Below are 15,868 nucleotides of genomic sequence, written 5' to 3'. Positions count from 1 at the left end.
CGGCCAGGGGTCAGCGCACCGCGACGACCGCGGATCCGTGGCCGAACAGCCCCTGGTTCGCGGTGATTCCGGCCCGCGCCCCCGGCACCTGGCGCTCCCCTGCGGTACCCCGCAGCTGCCAGGTCAGCTCACACACCTGCGCGATGGCCTGCGCCGGCACCGCCTCGCCGAACGAGGCCAGCCCGCCGCTGGTGTTGACGGGAATCCGCCCGCCGAGCGCGGTCGCGCCCTCCCGTACGAGCTTGGCCCCCTCGCCCTGTCCGCACAGGCCGATGTCCTCGTACCACTCCAGCTCCAGCGCGGTGGACAGGTCGTACACCTCGGCCAGCGAGAGGTCGTCGGGCCCGAGCCCCGCCTCCTCGTAGGCGGCCCGTGCGATCGAGGCCCTGAACGACCCCGCCGCGGGCTCCACGGCGGTCACCGAGTCGGTCGCGATGTCCGGCAGGTCCAGGACCGTACGGGGATACGTGGGCGTCACCGTGGACACGGCCCGGATCCGCACCGGGTCGAGGACCCCCCGCGAGCGGGCGAAGTCCATGCTGCTCAGCACGAGCGCCGCGCCCCCGTCGGAGGTGGCGCAGATGTCGAGCAGCCGCAGCGGATCGGCGACGATCGCCGAGGCGGCCACCTCCTCGGCCGTCACGGCCTTGCGGTAGCGGGCGTTCGGGTTGAGCAGCCCGGCCGCCGCGTTCTTCACCTTGACCTGCGCGAAATCCTCACCGGTGTCCCCGTAGAGGGCCATGCGCCGGCGGGCGTACAGCGCGAAGTACGCGGGGTTCGTGGCCCCCAGGACCCGGAAGCGCAGCCAGTCCGGGTCGTCGGGCCGGTCCCCGCCCGCCGGGGCGAAGAACCCCTTGGGCGCGGCGTCCGCCCCGACCACCAGTACCACGTCGGCCAGCCCGGCCAGGATCTGCGCGCGGGCCGCCCCGATGGCCTGGGCTCCGGACGCGCAGGCCGCGTACACGCTGGTCACGCGGGCGCCCTGCCAGCCCAGCGCCTGGGCGAAGGTGGCGCCGGCCACGTAGCCGGGGTAGCCCGACCGTACGGTGTCGGCCCCGACGATGGACTGCACGTCGGTCCACTGGAGCCCGGCGTCGGCGAGCGCGGTCCGGGCGGCGGCCCGCCCGTACTCGACGAAGCTGCGCCCCCACTTGCCCCACGGGTGCATACCGGCCCCGAGGACGGCGATATCGGCGGCGGAGGCGCTCATTCCGTCACCCCCACGGGCCGGAAGTGCCAGGTGGTCCAGGTGGTGGCGGTGGCGGGGTCCTCGTTGAGCACGCCGCCCACCACCTCGACCTCCATGCCGACCGCCAGATCGGCGACCGTCACCCCGGGCACCGTCTGACCGAGCACGACCATCCCCTCGGCCTCCAGCTCCACGGCGACCAGGGTGTACGGGGTCCAGGGCGCGTCCGGGTCGGACACGTACGGCGCGGGCGGCCGGTACCGGCCGTCGGTGTAGGACCAGATCCGGCCGCGCGGGGAGAGCCCGGTCTCGGCGAGCTCGCCGCCGCCGGGGCAGTGCGGATTGCGGCAGTACGCGTCCTCGCGCGGGAAGAACACGGCGGCGCAGGCGGTGCACCGGGTGCCGAGCAGCCGGAAGCCGCCGGCGGGCGTGGCGTCCCCCGCCGCGTCGTCCCCGGTGAACCATCCGCTGACGACGGGTGTGCGTGTGCGTTCCAAGACCCCTCCCGAAACAGACTCCTGATTATCTGACGATCCGTCAGGAGTCTGTCACGGGAATGCCGCTAGGGGCACCGGTTCTCGGCGAGCCACTTCTGCGCGATCTCGCCCAGCTCCGCATCCCGCCCGGCCAGCATCATCCGGATCATCTGCGCGTCCCCGCGCAGCGACCAGCCCGGATTCCCGAAGGTGGCCGGGTTGTTCCCCTCGATGAGGAAGTGCGCGGGCCAGGCCGTCCCGTACCCGATGAGGGGGAGCGCGGCGAGGTAGCGCCTGCGGCCGCGCGCCAGTCCGTAGGCGGTGACGGCGAGTCCGGTGAGGGTGCCGGTCAGGTGGATCCAGCGGGTGGCGGCGCGGGAGTGCATGGCCACGTAGTAGGGCCAGAACTCATCGTACGAACTGAAGGTCATGCCGGGCACCGTACTCAGGGGTGGACGGCGGCGACAGAGACGGGGAAGTCGAAGTACGTGTCCGGGAACGCCTCCGGTTTGTACGTGAAGTGCCACCATTCCTCGGGCAGGTTCACGAACCCCTGGGCGGCGAGCGCGCGCCCGAGCAGATCGCGGTTCTCGCGGGCCGGGCCGGTGACCAGCGGGTTGTCGGTGTGCGCGAGCGGATCGAAGTGGTCGAAGGGGGTCCCCATGTCCACGGGCTCCCCGCCGGGGCCGGTCAGCGTCAGGTCCACCGTGCTCCCGCGGCTGTGCCCCGACCTCTCGGCGATGTACCCCTCCGGGATCAGCCGGTCCTTGTCCACCCGGGGGTAGTACTCCGCCTTCGTGCCCTGGTCCGCCAGGTCCCCGGCCCAGCGCACGAACCGGTCCACGGCCCGCTGCGGCCGGTAGCAGTCGTGGACCAGGAGGGAGTACCCGCGCCGCAGCACCTCGCGCTGCGCCCGCCAGAGCGCCCGGGCGGCGGGCCGCGCGAGGAGGCAGACGGGCTCCTCGTAGCCGTCGACGACGGCCCCGGTGAAGTTGCGCGCGGTGGCGTAGCGCATGTCCTGGCCGATGGTCGGATCGACCTCCGCCAGCACGGCGAACCCGGAGGCCGGGGGCGGGGATCCGCCGGCCCCCACCCCCACGCTCCTCGCGCTTTGCGCGCTTCCTGTACTTCCTGCAACGACCGCGACAAGCGCGGCGACCACAACGAGAGCCGTCCTCATGCCCCTTGGATTACCATCGCCGCATGCCGGCGCATCTGAGGGACTCGCACTGCTCCACCTGTGGAGCGCTGTTCGATTCGACCGAGTGGCCCCGTACGTGCCCCTCGTGCGGCGACGTCGCCTACCGCAACCCGCTCCCGGTCGCGGTGGCCCTCCTCCCCGTCGAGGACGAGCTCGGCACCGGCCTGGTCGTCATCACCCGCACCATCGAACCGGCCCTCGGCGGCGTGGCCCTGCCCGGCGGGTTCATGGACTTCGGCGAGGACTGGCGCACGTCGGTCGTCCGCGAACTCCGCGAGGAGACCGGCATCCGGATACCGGCCCACGAGGTCACCCTGGCCGCGGCCCACAGCTCCCCGGCCGGCCACCTGATCCTCTTCGGCCTCCTCCCCGCCCGCCCGACCGCCGCCCTGCCGGCGTCGGCCCCTACGGACGAGACCACGGGCTGGCACGTCCTGCGCGGCCCGGAGCCGCTGGCTTTCCCGCTGCACACGCGGGCGGCGGAGGACTGGTTCGCGGGCCGGTACGCGTAGCGGGGCGCGACCCCGATGTCCGGCGAGCGGTGAGAGGAACACCTTTACCGAACTCTGATGGCATGCCCCGGTCAAATCTGCCAGGCTTCCGGCAGCCGTCACCCCCGCGGCTGCCCTCCGGCGCACCCAGGCCGGCCGGGCAGCCACCGAGCAGGCCGCAATCCCGGCCGCCTCAAAGGAGTTTCGTGTGAGATCGACCCCCCACAAGGTCCTCGCCGCGAGTGCCTTCGCCATCGCCGCGCTGATCGCCGCCGCACTGCCCGCCACCTCGGCGACAGCGGCCCCGGCCGCACCCGCCGCCTGCACGCCGGCCCAAGTGGTCGGCAACGGCGGCTTCGAAAGCGGTACTTCACCCTGGAGCCAGTCCCAGACCAGTGTGATCACCAACCGCGCCGGCCAGTCCGCCCACGGCGGCACCTACTTCGCCTGGCTCAACGGAGTCGGCAGTACGCACACCGACACCCTCTCCCAGAGCGTCACGATCCCCTCCGGCTGCAGCACCGCCACCCTGACGTTCTGGCTCCACATCGGCACCGCCGAGACCACCACGTCCACGAAGTACGACAAGCTGACGGCGAAGATCGGCACCACGACGCTGGCGACGTACTCGAACCTCGACAAGAACACCGGCTACGCCCAGAAGTCCTTCGACGTCTCGGCGTTCGCGGGCCAGACCGTCAGCGTCGCCTTCACCGGCACCGAGGACTCCAGCCTCCAGACCAGCTTCGTCGTCGACGACATCGCCCTCGACACCTCCGGCGGCACCGTCCCGCCCGCGGACAGCACGCGCACCCCGGCCGCGCCCGCGTACACCGTCAACCTGAGCAGCAACGCCAGCGGCACCGGCTGGACCGGCCACGAGAGCGCGAGCTTCACCAACGCCTCGGCCACCGCCCTCAGCGAGGTGTACCTGAGGCTGTGGGACAACTACCACGGCACCTGCTCCGCCATGCCGATCGCCGTCACCAACGTCACCGGCGGCACCGCGGGCGCGCTGTCCGTCGGCTGCACCGCCCTCCAGATCACCCTGCCGACGCCGCTGGCACAGGGACAGAGCGCCACGATCGGCTTCGACCTGGGGATCACCGTCCCCAGCGGCGCCGACCGGTTCGGCTACGACGGGGCCTTCAGCATGGTCGGCAACGCCCTGCCGGTGCTCGCGGTCCGGGACGGAGCGGGCTGGCACCTGGACCCGTACACGAACAACGGCGAGTCGTTCTACTCACTGGCCTCCGACTTCAACGTGACCCTGGACCACCCCACCTCCCTGCTGGTGCCGGCCACGGGCGCCTCGGTCGACACGCCGGGAACCAGCGGGCGCACGGTCACCACCGCCACCGCCACCAAGGTCCGTGACTTCGCCTGGGCGGCCGGCCCGTTCAGCAAGATCTCCGGCACCTCGGCCTCCGGCACCCCCGTCAACATCTACTCCGTCTCGGGCATCAGCGCCTCCGACTCGCAGTCGATGCTCACCACCGCGAAGTCCGCGGTGGACGCCCACTCCGCCCGGTTCGGGGCCTACCCGTACGGCGAGCTGGACGCGGTCATCGACAACAACTACTGGTTCGGCGGCATGGAGTACCCCGGGTTCGTCCTCGACCTGGTCAGCACCACGGCCCTCACCCACGAGATCGCCCACCAGTGGTGGTACGGCATCGTCGGCGACGACGAGTACACCAGCCCCTGGCTGGACGAGTCGTTCACCGACTACGCCACCGACCTCGCGCAGAACAAGACCGGCGCGAGCTGCTGGAACAGCGTCTCCTGGGCCTCGTCGGCCGAGAAGATCACCAACTCGATGGCCTACTGGGACGCCCACTCGTCCCGCTACTCCACCGTCGTCTACGGCTACGGCAAGTGCGCCCTGCACGACCTGCGGCGCGTCCTCGGCGACACGGCCATGGCCAAGCTCCTGAAGGACTACGCCACTTCGCACTGGTACGGAGTCTCGACCACGGCCGAGTTCAAGGCGGCCGCCCAGGCCGCCACGACCACGGACCTGACCTCGTTCTGGACCACGCACCGCATCGACGGCTAGCAGGGCCCGGTTCCGCCGCGGGAGCGCCGCACTTCGGCGCCGCCCGCGGCGGACCCGGTCCGCCGTCAGAGCCCCCGCACCACCACGCCCTCCACCGGCGCGCCCGCCTCGTCCTCCACCACCACCGCGTCCCCCGCCCAGCGCACGGTGTACCGCTCCACCTCGCCCGGCTCGAAGCCCGGCCCCGGATCGCGGACCACCAGCCCACCGCCGGTACGGCCCCGCGCCGGGGCCCAGGCCTCCAGGACCACCGACCCGTCGGCCGCGCCGACCGGCAGGAGCGAGCCCGCCCGGGCCAGCACCGGAATCCGGTCCGCCGGGGCGTCCAGCAGCACCTGGCCCGGACCCTCGTGGGCCGCGCCCGTCGCCGTGTCGTACCACCGGCCGCGCGGCAGCCGCACCGCCCGCCGGTCCGAGCCGCACTCCAGCACCGGAGCCACCAGCAGCGCGTCGCCCAGCAGGAACGCGTCCTCGCAGTCCCGCAGCGCCCGGTCCTCCGGCGTCCCCCACCACAGCGGCCGCACGTACGGGGCTCCCGTCCGCCGCGCCAGATGGGCCAGCGTCACGAAGTAGGGGCGCAGCCGCTCCCGTTCCAGCAACACGGCCCGGGCCGCCTCCGTCGTTTTTTCGCCGAACTCCCACGGCTCGCGCCGCCCCGCGAAGATCGCCGAGTGCGTCCGGAACAGCGGCAGGTACGAGCCCAGTTGCAGCCACCGCAAGTACAACTCCGGTGAGGGAGAACCCCAGAAGCCGCCGACGTCGGGGCCCGAGTACGGCACCCCGCACAGTCCGAGCCCCAGGACCAGCGCCAGCGAGGCCCGCAGCCCGTCCCAGCTGCTCTCCACGTCCCCCGACCACGTGCCCCCGTACCGCTGCATGCCCGCCCACCCCGACCTGGAGAAGAGGAACGGCCGCTCGGCCGGGCGCAGTCGCACCAGTCCCTCCCAGCCGGCCCGCGCCATCCCCAGGGCGTACACGTTGTGCGCGGCCCGGTGGTCCCCGCCCGCCCCGTCCAGGACGTGCCGCGCCGAACGGGGGAGCGTCCGGTCCCCGAACGGGGCGAAGGAGACCGGCTCGTTCATGTCGTGCCACACCCCGGCGAAGCCCTGCGCGAGCCGTTCCCCGTAGAGCCCGCCCCACCACTTCCGCGCGGCCGGATCGGTGAAGTCCGGGTACGCGCACTCGCCCGGCCACACCTCGCCGCGGACCTCCCGCCCCGCCGCGTCCCGTACGAAGGCCCCGTGCTCGCCGACCTCCAGACCCGAGGCGTGCACGGGATCGCCCGCCTTCACCGCCGGGTCGACGATCGAGACCAGGCGTACGCCGCCCTCCGCCAACTCGGCGGCCAGCCCCGGCAGATCGGGGAACCGCTCGCGGTCCACGGTGAAGACCCGGTGGCCGTCGTAGTGGTCGATGTCCAGATGGACGGCCGAGAGCGGCAGGCCCCGATCCGCGTACCCGGCCACGATCCGGCGCACCTGCGCCGCGTCCCCGAACCCCCACCGCGCGTGCTGGTACCCCAGCGCCCACTCCGGCGGCACGGCCGCGCCGCCCGTCAGCCCCGACCAGCCCTGCAGCACCCGCGCGGGCGGGCCCACCAGCACCCAGCAGCGCAGCGGACCGCCCTCCATGCGCAGCTCGCAGCTCCCCGGCCGGTCCGCACCCGAACCGGCCCCCTCCTCGCCCTCCCGCAACACCACCCGCCCGTCCCAGGTGTTGTCGTGGAACACCAGGTGCGTGCCGGCGTCCGCCACCACCAGCTGCACCGGCATCGTGATGTACAGCGGATCCCCGGTCAGGCCGAACCCGTGCTTCGGGTCGGTGTTCCACAGCCGGTAGGAGCCGTCCCTGAGCCGGGGCCCTGCCGCCCGCCCGCCGAGACCGAACACCCGCGCGTCCGCCGGGACCTCGCTGCGCAGCAGCCACCGGGCTCCGTGCCCGCCGCCGCCCTCCACCGGTTCCCACCAGCGCGGCGGGAGCTCGCGGCGCAGCACCGTCCCGCCCGGGGTGCGCACCTCCACCGCCCCGTGCCGGGACACCGCGACGGTCACCCGCTCGGAGACCACCCGCCAGCCGCCCCCGGTGTCCGGTTCCAGCACCGCGCGCGGATCGGCCTCCGGCCCGTTGCCGACCACCGCGTACGAGGGGGTGGGCGCGGCCCCGTCCCAGCCCCAGAACACCGCCCCGCCCGCGGTGACCCGTACCAGCAGCTCCGAACGGGTGAACCGCAGCACGCCCCCGCCCGGCCGGGGCTCCGTACCGGTCAGCAGACCCGGCACCCGCGCCCGCTCCGCGCCCCGGGGTGCGAGCCCCTCCCTGTCCACGCGCCGGTTGCGCCAGGCCGAGCGCCAGGCGCGCCGCCCCCGCTCGCTGCCGAGCTCCTTCACCGCACGTACCAGCTCACGACCGTCCATGGCGCCCACCCTGCCACCGGCACCTGCCCGAGAAGGCTGCGTTCAACTGCCGTTCACTCTCAAAAGGATCACGACCGACCGCCGATGACGGCTCTGGTGCGGATGTCGATCACATGGCATCGTCCCTGTGTGCCTCCGCGCTCCCACCCCGCGCGCGGTGACACCGTACGAACACCACAAGACGCACCACAGCAGCACCACACGACACACCAGCCGACACGACACGCCCACGAAGCGCGAGCCGCAGACGTGACCGGGAGCCGACGCATGACCGCAGCAGCCACCCCCTCCGAGCCCCTCTGGTCCCCGGGCCCCGACCGGATCGCCGCGGCCCGGATCACCGCCTTCCAGGCCTGGGCCGCCGAACACCACGGCGCCCCCGCCGACGGCGGCTACCCGGCCCTGCACAGCTGGTCCGTCGACGAGCTCGACACCTTCTGGCAGGCCGTCGCCGAATGGTTCGACGTCCGCTTCACCACCCCGTACCAGTCCGTCCTCGCCGACCGGTCCATGCCCGGCGCACACTGGTTCCCCGGCGCCACCCTCAACTACGCCGAGCACGCCCTGCGCGCCGCCGAGGACCCCGCACGCGCCGCCGACGCGGCCCTGCTCCACGTGGACGAGACCCACGAGCCCACCCCCGTCACCTGGGCCGAGCTCCGCCGCCAGGTCGGCGCACTCGCCGCCGAACTGCGGGCGCTGGGCGTACGCCCCGGCGACCGGGTCAGCGGCTACCTCCCCAACATCCCCGAAGCCGTCACCGCGCTCCTCGCCACCGCCGCGGTCGGCGGAGTCTGGACCTCCTGCGCCCCCGATTTCGGCGCCCGCAGCGTCCTGGACCGCTTCCAGCAGGTCGAACCGGTCGTCCTCTTCACCGTCGACGGCTACCGCTACGGCGGCAAGGAGCACGACCGCCGCGACACCGTCGCCGAGCTTCGCGCCGAGCTCCCCTCGCTGCGCGCCGTGGTCCACATCCCGCTCCTCGGCACGCCGGCCCCCGCCGGAGCCCTGGACTGGTCGGCCCTCACGGCGGGAGACGCGGAGCCCGTCTTCGAGCCGGTCCCCTTCGACCACCCGCTCTGGGTCCTCTACTCCTCCGGGACCACCGGCCTGCCCAAGGCGATCGTCCAGTCCCAGGGCGGCATCCTCCTGGAACACCTCAAGCAGATCGGCCTCCACTGCGACCTCGGTCCCGGGGACCGGTTCTTCTGGTACACCTCCACCGGCTGGATGATGTGGAACTTCCTCGTCTCCGGCCTGCTCACCGGCACCACCGTCGTGCTCTACGACGGCAGCCCGGGATTCCCCGACACCGGTGCCCAATGGCGCATCGCGGAGCGGACCAAAGCCACTCTGTACGGGACTTCCGCCGCCTACGTGATGGCCTGCCGGAAGGCCGAAGTCCATCCGTCCCGGGACTTCGACCTGTCCGCGGTCAAGTGCGTGGCGACCACCGGCTCCCCGCTGCCGCCCGACGGCTTCCGCTGGCTGCACGACGAGGTGGCCGAGGACCTCTGGATCGCCTCCGTCAGCGGCGGCACCGACGTCTGCAGCTGCTTCGCCGGCGCCGTACCCACCCTCCCGGTCCACATCGGCGAGCTCCAGGCCGCCTGCCTGGGCACGGACCTCCAGGCCTGGGACCCGTCGGGGAAGCCCGTCATCGGCGAGGTCGGCGAGCTCGTGGTCACCAACCCCATGCCGTCGATGCCGATCCGCTTCTGGAACGACCCGGACGGCAGCCGCTACCGCGACAGCTACTTCGAGATGTTCCCGGGCGTCTGGCGCCACGGTGACTGGATCACGATCACCGACCACGGCTCCGTGGTCATCCACGGCCGCTCCGACTCCACCCTGAACCGCCAGGGCGTCCGGATGGGCTCGGCCGATATCTACGAGGCCGTGGAACGGCTCCCGGAGATCAAGGAATCCCTGGTCATCGGCCTGGAGGAGCCGAACGGCGGCTACTGGATGCCGCTCTTCGTCCACCTCGTACCCGGCGCGGTCCTCGACGAGGACCTCCGCGCCCGGATCAAGGCGACGATCCGCGAGGAGCTCTCCCCGCGCCACGTCCCCGACGAGATCATCGAGGTCCCGGGCGTCCCGCACACCCTGACCGGCAAGCGCATCGAGGTCCCGGTCAAGCGCCTCCTCCAGGGCGCCCCCATGGACAAGGCCGTCAATCCCGGCTCGGTCGACAACCTCGACCTCCTGCGCTTCTACGAGGAGCTCGCCCGCACCCGGCGCTGAGCCCGGAGGTCACTGTCAGTGGCTCTGATTACTCTGAGTGAGCAAGCGATAGCGCCACTCAGGGGGACCCGATGCCACGCTCGAACGACAGCAGGACCAGCGCCACCGCGGGACGGCCCGCCCGTACCGCTCGCGGCGTCCGCGCCGGCAGGCGCCGCACACTGCGCCGCGAAGTCCCCGGAACCGTCGGCCTCCTGGCCGACGCCGGGGACTTCGCGGCCATGCGCGGATACCGCAGCTTCACCTTCGAAGACCACCGCGACTACCTGGACCAGATCGACGGCCTGCTCCGCTCCCTCGCGGCTCAGGGCATCCACACCACCGTGACCCTCTTCGATCCCGAGGAGTACGCCGACTTCTGCACGGAGCACGGGATCGACCCGGACACGCCCGCGGCCCGGACCCGCTTCACCGCCGAACTGGCCGCCACGGGCCCCGGCCTCCCGTACGCGGGCCAGCCCATCGACGAGCTGGTCCCGCTCCTCGTCGACGAGGCCGTCCGACAGGCCACCTGGGAGTACGCCACCACGCTGCTCGCGGGCGTGGGCGGCTGCGCCGACTGCGGGGAGGACATCGGGACGGCCTCCTTCGAACGGGCCGCCGGCGCACTGGAACACCTGGTGCGACGGGCCGGCCCCGGCCACCACCACCTGGTGTGCAGCGTCCCCACCGAGACCGAACAGCTCGTGGCCGTGCTCCACGCGGACACGAGCCCCGAGGGCCCGCCGGAGATCGAGGGCCGCGAGGGCCTCGACTTCGTGACCGTCCTCGCCGCGGGCCTGGCCCTCGGCGGACCCGGGGGACTGGTCCTGCGCAGCGCCACCGAAGGACACCGGGACCGCGTCCACGGCTGGCGCCTGGACCGCGGCCGCCTGGTACCCCTCTCCGCGGCGGCCGTCTTCAACGCCTACTGCACCGACGCCGACACCGGAGACCCCGTGGCCCCGGAACCAGGGGTCGAATACCTCCCCGGGTACGAAGTGGACGAATCGGGGCCGCACCACTGACCCGAACGGGTGGGGACCCGGAAACGGCCGAGGGGCCCTCGCCACCGGCGAAGGCCCCTCGATCGAAACGGACACAGTCGGGCGCGGTGGCCCTCCCGTCCTACTCGCCGGACAGCACCGCCTGGGCGGCCACACGGGCCTCCTCGGCACTGTCCGCGGCACGGGCGGCGGCAGCCGCACGCTCGCACTGCGCGAGGGTGTACTTGGCGAGCGTCGCCCGGACGTAGGGAATCGAAGCGGCACCCATCGACAGGGAGGTGACACCCAGACCCGTCAGCACACAGGCCAGCAGCGGGTCGGAAGCGGCCTCGCCACAGACACCGCAGCTCTTGCCCTCGGCCTTGGCGGCGTCGGCCGACATGGCGATCAGGTCGAGCAGCGCGGGCTGCCACGGGTCCTGCAGTCGCGAGACGGCACCGACCTGGCGGTCGGCCGCGAAGGCGTACTGCGCGAGGTCGTTGGTGCCCAGCGACAGGAACTCGACCTCCTGCAGGATCGAGCGCGCCCGCAGCGCGGCGGAGGGGATCTCCACCATCGCGCCGAACTTCGCCTGCAGACCGGCCTCGCGGCACGCGTCCGCGAACGCCTTGGCGTCGATCCGGTCCGCCACCATCGGGGCCATGACCTCGAGGTAGACCGGCAGCCCCGCGGAGGCCTTGGCCAGCGCGGTGAGCTGCGTACGCAGCACGTCCGGGTGGTCGAGCAGCGAGCGCAGACCACGGACACCCAGAGCCGGGTTCGGCTCGTCGGCCGGGGTCAGGAAGTCCAGCGGCTTGTCCGCGCCGGCGTCCAGGACGCGTACGACGACACGACCCTCGGGGAAGGCCTCGAGCACCTTGCGGTACGACTCGACCTGCTTCTCCTCGGTCGGCGCCTTCTTGCTGTCGTCCAGGAAGAGGAACTCGGTGCGGAACAGGCCCACACCCTCGGCCCCGGCCTCGACGGCCGCCGGCACGTCGGCGGGACCGCCGATGTTGGCCAGCAGCGGCACCTTGTGACCGTCGGACGTCGCACCCGGGCCCGACGACGCGGAGAGAGCGGCCTTGCGCTCGGCGGCCGCGGCCTCCAGCTCGGCGCGCTTCTCGGGCGACGGGTCCACGAACAGGTCACCCGTGCTGCCGTCGACGGCGATGAGGGTGCCCTCGGCGATCTCGCCGGCGCCCGGCAGCGCCACGATGGCCGGCACGCCCAGCGCCCGCGCGAGGATCGCGCTGTGGCTGGTCGGGCCGCCTTCCTCGGTCACGAAACCGAGCACGAGCGCCGGGTCGAGCAGAGCGGTGTCGGCGGGAGCGAGGTCCCGCGCGATCAGCACGTACGGCTCGTCACTGTCCGGCACACCCGGCATCGGCACGCCGAGCAGGCGCGCGACGATGCGGTTGCGCACGTCGTCCAGGTCGGCCACGCGGCCGGCCATGTACTCGCCGGCGCCCGCGAGCAGCTCGCGGTACTGGGAGAAGGCGTCGTACACACCGCGCTCGGCGGTGCTGCCCACGGCGATCCGACGGTCGACGTCGGCCATCAGCTCAGGGTCCTGAGCGATCATGGCCTGAGCCTCGAGCACGTGCTGAGCCTCGCCGCCGGCCAGCTGGCCGCGCGCGATCAGGTCGGCCGCAACAGCGTCCACGGCCTGACGGGCGCGCCCCTGTTCGCGCTCCGCCTCGTCCGCGTTGATCTGCTTAGCCGGCGGCTCGAGAACCGCCGTACCCATGTGCCGAACCTCGCCGATCGCCACACCGTGGCTCACGCCGACGCCTCGCAGCGTTGTCTCCATTTCACCGTCTCCGATAGAGCGACGACTTCAGCCGTCGCGGTGGATGTCCGACTCGCCTTTGCAGGCGGACGCGTCACTGCCAGCTGAAGAGAGCGTCGTCAGCTTTGACGTCGCCGGACTCGACGACGTCGGAAAGGGAGTCGGGAGTCGCCTCAAGGGCCACGATGGGGCAGATGGGGGACTTCCCGGCGGCCTCGACCGCAGCAGGGTTCCAGCGGATGACGGCCTGGCCGCGGCTCACGGTGTCGCCCTTGCTGACGAGCAGCTCGAAGCCCTCGCCGTTGAGCTGAACGGTGTCGATCCCGAGGTGGGTGAGGACGCCGTGGCCCTCACCGTCCACTACTACGTACGCGTGCGGGTGGAGGGAGACGATCACACCATCTACCGGGGACACCGCCTCCGAGGGCTCACGTACGGGATCAATGGCGGTGCCCGGTCCCACCATCGCGCCGGAGAACACCGGATCGGGCACTGCCGCGAGTCCGATGGCGCGCCCGGCGAGTGGGGACGTCACGCTGGTCATGGGGGCCTCCCAGGGGTGGGGCTTCTTCGTGTCGCCGTCACTACCTGTCGCGAACGGCGTACTCTTCAGAAGGATAAGTCACGAGATGTTCGGTTTCGCCCGGTGTTAGTCCTGATCCGGACTGGTCCTTCGGCACGGAGACTAGTGGACTAGACCGGTGGACTAGACCATACGCCTGAATCGATTTGCTTGGGCACCGGCGGACCTGTACTGTCGAGACTCCCGCCAGGAAGCCCCGCGTGAACATTTCGCGAACGGCTGATGGACGGGACTCCTCCTCTTTCTTACTGATCTTGCATCTCGACTTCTTTCCGCGTGCCCATTTCGGCAAAACGGAGAGTGGTCAGGGAGCGGGAAAAGGACTGATAGAGTCGGACTCGCCGGAAAGGGAAAAGCGCGAAAGCGCAGGACCTAGAAGGCGGAAAACAAGCGAGACTGACTCTGATAGAGTCGGAAACGCAAGAACAGAACGAAGGAAGCGCCCGGAGGAAAGCCCGCAGGGGTTAGTACAAAGGAAGCGTCCGTTCCTTGAGAACTCAACAGCGTGCCAAAAATCAACGCCAAAAAGTTGATACCCCGTCCACCTCGGTGGATGAGGTTCCTTTGAAAAAAGACCTGTGAGGTCGCGGTTCTGCCGTGATGCTTGCAGGCAATTACACAGCGAGGACGCAGTGGACGGTCGGTCTTATTCCGACATGACTGTCCCGCTCTAAGTGCGTGTGCACCCGATTACGGGTAAACATTCATGGAGAGTTTGATCCTGGCTCAGGACGAACGCTGGCGGCGTGCTTAACACATGCAAGTCGAACGATGAAGCCCTTCGGGGTGGATTAGTGGCGAACGGGTGAGTAACACGTGGGCAATCTGCCCTTCACTCTGGGACAAGCCCTGGAAACGGGGTCTAATACCGGATAACACTCCTGCCTGCATGGGCGGGGGTTAAAAGCTCCGGCGGTGAAGGATGAGCCCGCGGCCTATCAGCTTGTTGGTGGGGTAATGGCCCACCAAGGCGACGACGGGTAGCCGGCCTGAGAGGGCGACCGGCCACACTGGGACTGAGACACGGCCCAGACTCCTACGGGAGGCAGCAGTGGGGAATATTGCACAATGGGCGAAAGCCTGATGCAGCGACGCCGCGTGAGGGATGACGGCCTTCGGGTTGTAAACCTCTTTCAGCAGGGAAGAAGCGAAAGTGACGGTACCTGCAGAAGAAGCGCCGGCTAACTACGTGCCAGCAGCCGCGGTAATACGTAGGGCGCAAGCGTTGTCCGGAATTATTGGGCGTAAAGAGCTCGTAGGCGGCTTGTCACGTCGGATGTGAAAGCCCGAGGCTTAACCTCGGGTCTGCATTCGATACGGGCTAGCTAGAGTGTGGTAGGGGAGATCGGAATTCCTGGTGTAGCGGTGAAATGCGCAGATATCAGGAGGAACACCGGTGGCGAAGGCGGATCTCTGGGCCATTACTGACGCTGAGGAGCGAAAGCGTGGGGAGCGAACAGGATTAGATACCCTGGTAGTCCACGCCGTAAACGTTGGGAACTAGGTGTTGGCGACATTCCACGTCGTCGGTGCCGCAGCTAACGCATTAAGTTCCCCGCCTGGGGAGTACGGCCGCAAGGCTAAAACTCAAAGGAATTGACGGGGGCCCGCACAAGCAGCGGAGCATGTGGCTTAATTCGACGCAACGCGAAGAACCTTACCAAGGCTTGACATATACCGGAAAGCATTAGAGATAGTGCCCCCCTTGTGGTCGGTATACAGGTGGTGCATGGCTGTCGTCAGCTCGTGTCGTGAGATGTTGGGTTAAGTCCCGCAACGAGCGCAACCCTTGTCCTGTGTTGCCAGCATGCCCTTCGGGGTGATGGGGACTCACAGGAGACCGCCGGGGTCAACTCGGAGGAAGGTGGGGACGACGTCAAGTCATCATGCCCCTTATGTCTTGGGCTGCACACGTGCTACAATGGCCGGTACAATGAGCTGCGATACCGTGAGGTGGAGCGAATCTCAAAAAGCCGGTCTCAGTTCGGATTGGGGTCTGCAACTCGACCCCATGAAGTCGGAGTTGCTAGTAATCGCAGATCAGCATTGCTGCGGTGAATACGTTCCCGGGCCTTGTACACACCGCCCGTCACGTCACGAAAGTCGGTAACACCCGAAGCCGGTGGCCCAACCCGTAAGGGAGGGAGCTGTCGAAGGTGGGACTGGCGATTGGGACGAAGTCGTAACAAGGTAGCCGTACCGGAAGGTGCGGCTGGATCACCTCCTTTCTAAGGAGCACAGTACCGATTGCAGACAAACGTTCTGCACGGTCAGCTCAGGGTGGAACGTTGATTAGTTGGCACGGTTTCCTGGATGGATCACAAGTACTGCTTCGGCGTGGAAAGTGAGTCACTGACGGGGGATCGTGCTTGGCACGTTGTTGGGTATCTGAGGGTACGGCCGTAAGGTCATGCCTTCTGCGATGCCGGCCCCAGTGAACTCGCCAGCTTG

At 70.2% G+C, this 15,868-nt stretch carries 11 protein-coding genes and 1 rRNA gene; 5 read left to right on the top strand and 7 right to left on the bottom strand.

The window, feature by feature from the left end:
* Nucleotides 1–10 precede the first annotated feature (10 nt).
* The 4 genes from OHU74_RS05500 to OHU74_RS05485 form a co-directional block, all read right to left on the bottom strand.
* On the bottom strand, nt 11–1,210 hold the full coding sequence (locus tag OHU74_RS05500; protein ID WP_371614856.1) for a lipid-transfer protein: 1,200 nt from the start codon (nt 1,208–1,210) through the stop codon (nt 11–13).
* Nucleotides 1,207–1,686 (bottom strand): Zn-ribbon domain-containing OB-fold protein, encoded by a 480-nt coding sequence (locus tag OHU74_RS05495; RefSeq protein WP_371614855.1) that lies wholly within the window; start codon nt 1,684–1,686, stop codon nt 1,207–1,209. The genes OHU74_RS05500 and OHU74_RS05495 overlap by 4 nt, the downstream gene beginning before the upstream one ends.
* A 65-nt stretch (nt 1,687–1,751) precedes the next feature.
* Nucleotides 1,752–2,096, bottom strand: a complete 345-nt coding sequence (locus tag OHU74_RS05490; RefSeq protein WP_371614854.1) for an Mpo1-like protein — start codon at nt 2,094–2,096, stop codon at nt 1,752–1,754.
* A 14-nt stretch (nt 2,097–2,110) separates the two neighbouring features.
* Nucleotides 2,111–2,845 (bottom strand): M15 family metallopeptidase, encoded by a 735-nt coding sequence (locus tag OHU74_RS05485; protein WP_371614853.1) that lies wholly within the window; start codon nt 2,843–2,845, stop codon nt 2,111–2,113.
* Between the two features lie 23 nt (nt 2,846–2,868).
* Here OHU74_RS05485 and OHU74_RS05480 point away from each other — a divergent pair, with 23 nt between their 5' ends.
* Together OHU74_RS05480 and OHU74_RS05475 are read left to right on the top strand one after the other, a co-directional pair.
* Nucleotides 2,869–3,378 (top strand): NUDIX domain-containing protein, encoded by a 510-nt coding sequence (locus tag OHU74_RS05480; RefSeq protein ID WP_371614852.1) that lies wholly within the window; start codon nt 2,869–2,871, stop codon nt 3,376–3,378.
* Nucleotides 3,379–3,565: 187 nt separating this feature from the next.
* Nucleotides 3,566–5,416: a M1 family aminopeptidase gene (locus tag OHU74_RS05475; RefSeq protein WP_371614851.1), complete on the top strand. Its 1,851-nt coding sequence runs from the start codon at nt 3,566–3,568 to the stop codon at nt 5,414–5,416.
* Between the two features lie 65 nt (nt 5,417–5,481).
* On the opposite strand, the gene OHU74_RS05470 is transcribed toward OHU74_RS05475, so the two are convergent.
* A complete protein-coding gene (locus OHU74_RS05470) occupies nt 5,482–7,830 on the bottom strand; it encodes a glycoside hydrolase family 31 protein (protein ID WP_371614850.1) in 2,349 nt (782 codons plus the stop codon).
* A 267-nt stretch (nt 7,831–8,097) separates the two neighbouring features.
* Here OHU74_RS05470 and OHU74_RS05465 point away from each other — a divergent pair, with 267 nt between their 5' ends.
* Together OHU74_RS05465 and OHU74_RS05460 are read left to right on the top strand one after the other, a co-directional pair.
* Nucleotides 8,098–10,077, top strand: a complete 1,980-nt coding sequence (locus OHU74_RS05465) for an acetoacetate--CoA ligase (RefSeq protein ID WP_371614849.1) — start codon at nt 8,098–8,100, stop codon at nt 10,075–10,077.
* Between the two features lie 71 nt (nt 10,078–10,148).
* Nucleotides 10,149–11,084 (top strand): hypothetical protein, encoded by a 936-nt coding sequence (locus tag OHU74_RS05460; protein ID WP_371614848.1) that lies wholly within the window; start codon nt 10,149–10,151, stop codon nt 11,082–11,084.
* Between the two features lie 100 nt (nt 11,085–11,184).
* Here the strand turns inward: OHU74_RS05460 and ptsP are convergent, their stop codons facing one another.
* Both ptsP and OHU74_RS05450 read right to left on the bottom strand, forming a co-directional pair.
* Complete coding sequence (ptsP, locus tag OHU74_RS05455) at nt 11,185–12,855, bottom strand: phosphoenolpyruvate--protein phosphotransferase (RefSeq protein ID WP_330295274.1); 1,671 nt, start codon at nt 12,853–12,855, stop codon at nt 11,185–11,187.
* A 73-nt stretch (nt 12,856–12,928) separates the two neighbouring features.
* Complete coding sequence (locus OHU74_RS05450) at nt 12,929–13,378, bottom strand: PTS glucose transporter subunit IIA (protein WP_330295273.1); 450 nt, start codon at nt 13,376–13,378, stop codon at nt 12,929–12,931.
* Between the two features lie 742 nt (nt 13,379–14,120).
* On the opposite strand from OHU74_RS05450, the gene OHU74_RS05445 reads away from it, so the two are divergent.
* Nucleotides 14,121–15,645 (top strand): 16S ribosomal RNA (locus OHU74_RS05445).
* The last annotated feature ends 223 nt before the right edge of the window (nt 15,646–15,868 follow it).

The sequence above is a fragment of the Streptomyces sp. NBC_00454 genome, assembly GCF_041434015.1.
GTDB lineage: Bacteria > Actinomycetota > Actinomycetes > Streptomycetales > Streptomycetaceae > Streptomyces.
Note: the sequence above shows the minus strand (reverse complement) of the source record. Positions and strands in the feature narration are given on the sequence as shown.

Bases quoted from the DNA above. Each gene is read 5' to 3' on its own strand.
- OHU74_RS05490 (WP_371614854.1), bottom strand. From the start codon at position 2,096: ATGACCTTCAGTTCGTACGATGAGTTCTGGCCCTACTACGTGGCCATG.
- OHU74_RS05500 (WP_371614856.1), bottom strand. From the start codon at position 1,210: ATGAGCGCCTCCGCCGCCGATATCGCCGTCCTCGGGGCCGGTATGCAC.
- OHU74_RS05460 (WP_371614848.1), top strand. From the start codon at position 10,149: ATGCCACGCTCGAACGACAGCAGGACCAGCGCCACCGCGGGACGGCCC.
- OHU74_RS05480 (WP_371614852.1), top strand. From the start codon at position 2,869: ATGCCGGCGCATCTGAGGGACTCGCACTGCTCCACCTGTGGAGCGCTG.
- OHU74_RS05485 (WP_371614853.1), bottom strand. From the start codon at position 2,845: ATGAGGACGGCTCTCGTTGTGGTCGCCGCGCTTGTCGCGGTCGTTGCA.
- ptsP (WP_330295274.1), bottom strand. From the start codon at position 12,855: ATGGAGACAACGCTGCGAGGCGTCGGCGTGAGCCACGGTGTGGCGATC.
- OHU74_RS05465 (WP_371614849.1), top strand. From the start codon at position 8,098: ATGACCGCAGCAGCCACCCCCTCCGAGCCCCTCTGGTCCCCGGGCCCC.
- OHU74_RS05470 (WP_371614850.1), bottom strand. From the start codon at position 7,830: ATGGACGGTCGTGAGCTGGTACGTGCGGTGAAGGAGCTCGGCAGCGAG.
- OHU74_RS05450 (WP_330295273.1), bottom strand. From the start codon at position 13,378: ATGACCAGCGTGACGTCCCCACTCGCCGGGCGCGCCATCGGACTCGCG.